Below are 4,711 nucleotides of genomic sequence, written 5' to 3'. Positions count from 1 at the left end.
GCGACCCCGAGCGCCTGAAGCGGCAGATGGAGAAGTACATCATCCGCCGGCCCGGCCGCCCGGACGACGTGGCCAACATGGTGCTCTTCCTGTCGTCGGACGCCTCGAGCTGGATCACCGGCCAAGTCTATCCGGTGAACGGCGGCTTCACCTTCGCGCTGTGAGGAAAGTTGCGGCGCCCCGGCGAGCCCGGGGGCGTCGCAACCGTCTCTCAGCCGGCCTGCGCCAGTCGGGTCAGGGGCGCGAAGACGGTCGTGGACAGCGGGGCACCGCAGCCCCGGGCCTCGTAGCGGTCGGCCGCAAGCCGGACCAGGCCCTGGATTTCCTTCAGGAACAGACCCTGGTCGCGCATGCGGGCGTTGTGCTGGCCCTGCTCGGCCTTGACCGCCGCAAGGAGTTCGGGCGAATCCATGAGGAATCCGAGGTAGCGGAAGTACTCTTCCGGATCCGAGGCAATGAAACTGTCGGGGACCAGGGACGAGACGTCGCCCCGTGAAAGGGAAAGAACAGCCGCGCCTGCACCCACAGCGATGTTGGCGCTGTTTCCGCCCCCTGCACGAAAGGGATTTGCAAAGAGATCGACCGTCGTCATGAGGCGATCGAGTTCCCGGGAAAAGGGGACATGCAAGAACCGGTCCCCAAGGACCTGTTCGAAGGCACCCAGGAGGTAGTCGGGAAGACCGCCAACAACCATCCAGACGGCTTTGGGCTGAGATCTTAGCGCCAGCTCGATGCCGGTGATGTAGGCCTCGTCCATCTCGACGCCGAGTCGGTTCCCGACGGTAGCGATGACAAAGGCGTCCTCCGGCAGCCCAATTGAGGCCCTCGACATCGGCTCTAGGGGGCGGGGCTCCGGGCTGGGCAGCGCCAGAATCCGGACATAACGATCGATGAATTCCTGGGGCGCGGCATGGGCCTTCCAAACTTTCTCGATGTGCGCCTCTGACTGAAAGTACCAGTAGACGTCCGCGAACTGGACGGGTGCCTCGTCGGCGCAGGTGAACATCAGTGTGGGGCCAAGCCGGCTGACGAGGCTGATGGCGGGGGACAAGGCCGGCTCACACCAGACATGGAAGGTGCAGGGGCCCCTGCTGAGGATATCCGCCAGGAAGTCCGGATTGTCCCTTGTGGAGACCAAAGCGACGCCGCGTGAAGCTGGAAAACCGCCAAGTCGGGCCTCGATGTAGGTCCGCATGGCAGGAAGGACTTCGCCCGAGTGCACGATCTCGACCCGGCTTACCGCGGTATCCGAGGCGAGCGCCGCCGCATAGTCGATGGCGCCGCCTGAGGGCGAATGAAGCGGATCCAGGAGATTGCCCACAAGCAGGACGTGGGATCGGCGGAGCTGACTTCTGGGGAGTTTCCGGGGCGCCATTTCGAGGCTATCGGCAAGCCGGGTCAGGCGGGCGCGGGTCAGGGCGTTGAGCCGGGCGCGATGATCGTCCCGGAGCGGCGGACCCCGCCACCAGGACAGGGACGCCAGGTCACCGGCGATTGTCAGGATCACGTCGTCGGTGACCTCTCCGGACTCGAGGATCGACACGATCCCCGCCTGAAGGTCCCCAGACTCCAGGTCGCCAAGGCGGGCAGGGGGAATGAGCGCCTCCCAGCGGGCCGCGATGGCGCGGATATTGTCGGCGTAGTTGGGCTGGGCGCCTTGGAGCAGCAGGTCTTCAAGCATCAGGTGGGAGTCCCTTCCCCAACGGGCGAATTCAGCGCCAGCTTCAAGGCGCGGGCGACACGGTTGATATGTTCGGGTTGCATGTGGGCGAAGAACGGTAAACCCAGACTGGAGTCCGCTAGCCGGCGGGTCGCCGCCAGCCGGTCCGCAGGACAGTCGGCGAAGGCGGGGGCGGCGTGACATCCCTGACCCCACCAGCGTCGGGTTTCGACCTCAGCCCTGGCCAGGGCCATTCCAACGTCCTCGGCGGAGCCCTCCGGAAGAGAGACGAGGCAGGTGCTGGAGATCCAGTCCAGGCCCCAGCCGGGCTGAAAACAGACCCGCGGTTCATCAGACAGGGCGATCCGAAGCCGGCGCGCTGCAGCGATGTAGCGGTTGCGGGTGTCCGGCCAGATTTCGAGGGCGGCAAGGCCCACGGCCGCCGCGTATTCACTGAGCTTGGCGTTGGTCGCAGGAAACCGGGCGGTGCGGTCGCCCATGAAGGCAAAGTTCGTCAGGGCGCGCCATCGCCGGGCCAGTACGGGATCCCGCGTGGCGAGGAAGGCGCCCTCGCCGATCCCAAGGGCCTTGGTGGCGTGCAGGCTGACCATGACCGGGACCGTTGCGTCGTGGACCGCGTCAAATCCTGCAGCGGCATCGAGAATGACAGGCAAGCCGGTGGCCTCCCGAAAGGCGACCCAGGACTCGACCGACACCGGGCGACCCATGACCGAGACCGGCATGGCCGCCACAACGGGACCGGGTGCCCGGGGGAGAACCTCGGACAGGAGGTCTGGCGTGAGCTGCCCGCCCTCGGGCTCAACGTCGACGAACCAAGGTGTCAGTCCTGCCATTCGCACGGCATGGGCTGTAGCGACGAAGGTCCAGGACGGGATGGCACAGAGGCCGCCCCGAGGCAGGTCAAGGGCCTGAAGGGCGAGCGTCAGGCCGAGGGTTCCGTTGGCGACAGTGACAACCTCGGTCGGATGGGCGAAGCGACTGGCGAGGCGGGCCTCCAGTTCCCGGACGAGAGGGCCGAAGTTGGAATACCAGCCCGAAGCATCAATCCGCCGGAGGTAGGGCAGGACCTCGTCAGCAGTGGGAAGGGTCGGCACCGCCACAGGCAGGCGGGATGAGCTCGCGCCAGCGACCAGCGAGACGAATCCTGACCTAGGGTCGACAACCGCCATAAAGACTCCCTTGGGACCTTAAGGCAGGCTCTGACTTTATAGTTAATCTTGCGTTACCGGCCCGCCTTGGACGAAGGCGCGAACCACCCTGACCTTCTTCATGACAGGGTCCGCCAATCCTCCCGAGGGGATTTTCCGGCGGTCGCCACCTGGCCTATGGCCAGGAACCCGGAGGCCCGCGAGCGCCTTGACGTCAGCGAATGAAACAGGATTGGTCACCGCCGGACCTTCAAGCAGGGTACCGCGAAGCCTGGTCATCTGGGGGGCAAGCGGCCAGGCGGTCAGCGTCGCGGGCGTTGTAATCTCGGCAGGGTTCTCCATCGTTTGCTTCGTCGACCCCCTGAAGGCCCCCGCTGAACTGCTCGGCATGCCGGTAAGATCGAAAATCCCGGGGATTTCGAACCCGGAGCCCATCGGAATCGCGATCGGCGACAATTTCAGCCGTCAGGCCCTGCATGACACGCTGAGCGGACTCCCTGCGCCATTAAACTTCCCGGTCATCGCCTACCCTTCGGCCGTGGTGTCTCCCTTTTCCCGCGCGGGAGCGGGAACGGTGCTGATGCCGGGGTCCGTCATCGGACCCAACTCGCAGGTTGGCGCCTTCCGTATCGTAAACACGGGCGCAAGCCTTGATCACGACAGCGCAATGAAGGGCTTCGCCTCGCTCGCGCCAGGTGCAGTGACAGGCGGCCGCGTCGAGATCGGCTTCCGCTCCGCAGTCGGGATCGGGGCGGCCATCAAGCACGGCGTCGTCATGGGCGACGACACCCTTGTCGGGGCCAAAAGCTATCTGAACCCGGACCTGCCCGGCGGAGTGATCGCCTACGAGAGGCCTGCCAAGGTCATTCGCACCCGCAGCCCGGGGGAGCCCTACCTGACCTGAACTCCCTGGGGCTTCTGGCCCGGCTCCGGCGCCCTGCCCCCCGCCTCAAGACTTCGGCGTAATGCGGGCCAGGGGCTGGAGGTCCGGACCGGCTATGCCCGTCCCCTATTCCGGCGACCGGGGCGGGACCTTTCGGTACCAGACCAGCTGCTCGGAGGTGGCCAGCAGCTTGCCGTCCCGGCGCCAGTAGCTGGAACGCTCGTCCGAGGCGCCGCCGCCGCCGATCCGGCCCTCGTACTCCACCAGGATGAAGTCGTTGCCGACCTCGGCCACCTCCGCCTCCGTGGCGTGCAGGTAGACGGTCAGGGACAGGGTGGTGGTCGAGACCCCCATGCCAAAGGCGTACATGGCCCGGGGCGGGGAGTTGTCGGTGATCATGCCCAGGAGGGCCCTGTCCAGGGGCTCCCGGCGCGAGCGCACCCAGGCCAGGGAGCGCGACCCCGCCGAGGGCTTGGGCGGGAAGCCGTCCAGGGTGCGGCGCTCCAGGACGGTGGAGCCGAAATGCTGGCGGGCGTGGGTGACCTCGGGGGCCGGCAGGCTGTCCGGGTCCGGTGCCTCGGGCATGGTGACGAAGGCGAAGGGCGGGGTGTCGGGCCGCTTCGCCGTGGTGACGATGGCATGGACCCCCACCGCCTCCGAGCCCGGTGGACGCAGCTCCACCTCCCAGACCCCCACCGAGCCGCCCTGGCGGATCCGGCGGGTGCGCACGTCCAGGTCACCGGCCGGCAGGGCCGCGGCATAGGTCAGGGTCAGGGACAGGACCTCCCCCACCCGCTCCGGCTCGGCCTCAATGATGCGGGTGGCGAGGCCAATGGCATAGCCGCCCCACAACCCTCCCGAAGGGTTGCGCCACTCCTCGCCGGTGGGAACGCGCCAGCGGCCGGGGCCCAGGCGCTCAAGGATCATCTGGTGGGTGGGGGCGTCTGTCGTCATGGCCGGGACCCCTACACCGGCCGGGGCGGGGATTGGAAGGGCGCG

The 4,711-nt window shown here is 67.2% G+C and carries 4 protein-coding genes; 1 reads left to right on the top strand and 3 read right to left on the bottom strand.

Going from position 1 to position 4,711, the window contains the following annotated elements; all coding sequences use genetic code 11:
* Positions 1 to 211: 211 nt before the first annotated feature.
* Together WCJ52_RS11660 and WCJ52_RS11655 are read right to left on the bottom strand one after the other, a co-directional pair.
* Positions 212 to 1,681, bottom strand: a complete 1,470-nt coding sequence (locus tag WCJ52_RS11660; protein WP_336903480.1) for a hypothetical protein — start codon at positions 1,679 to 1,681, stop codon at positions 212 to 214.
* Positions 1,681 to 2,850: a DegT/DnrJ/EryC1/StrS family aminotransferase gene (locus tag WCJ52_RS11655; protein ID WP_336903479.1), complete on the bottom strand. Its 1,170-nt coding sequence runs from the start codon at positions 2,848 to 2,850 to the stop codon at positions 1,681 to 1,683. The genes WCJ52_RS11660 and WCJ52_RS11655 overlap by 1 nt, the downstream gene beginning before the upstream one ends.
* A gap of 211 nt (positions 2,851 to 3,061) precedes the next feature.
* Here WCJ52_RS11655 and WCJ52_RS11650 point away from each other — a divergent pair, with 211 nt between their 5' ends.
* Positions 3,062 to 3,733 carry a hypothetical protein gene (locus WCJ52_RS11650; protein WP_336903478.1) on the top strand — a complete coding sequence of 224 codons (672 nt, stop codon included), beginning with the start codon at positions 3,062 to 3,064 and terminating at the stop codon, positions 3,731 to 3,733.
* A gap of 105 nt (positions 3,734 to 3,838) precedes the next feature.
* On the opposite strand, the gene WCJ52_RS11645 is transcribed toward WCJ52_RS11650, so the two are convergent.
* The coding region (locus WCJ52_RS11645; RefSeq protein WP_336903477.1) for a thioesterase family protein at positions 3,839 to 4,711 on the bottom strand (873 nt) is incomplete at its 5' end.

Source organism: Phenylobacterium sp., from assembly GCF_037138395.1.
Taxonomy (GTDB): Bacteria; Pseudomonadota; Alphaproteobacteria; order Caulobacterales; family Caulobacteraceae; genus Phenylobacterium.
The sequence above is the reverse complement of the archived record's forward strand: the minus strand, read 5'-3'. Positions and strand labels throughout refer to the sequence as shown.

Excerpts from the sequence above, each read along its gene's own strand:
- WCJ52_RS11660 (WP_336903480.1), bottom strand. The coding sequence starts at position 1,681 with ATGCTTGAAGACCTGCTGCTCCAAGGCGCCCAGCCCAACTACGCCGAC.
- WCJ52_RS11655 (WP_336903479.1), bottom strand. The coding sequence starts at position 2,850 with ATGGCGGTTGTCGACCCTAGGTCAGGATTCGTCTCGCTGGTCGCTGGC.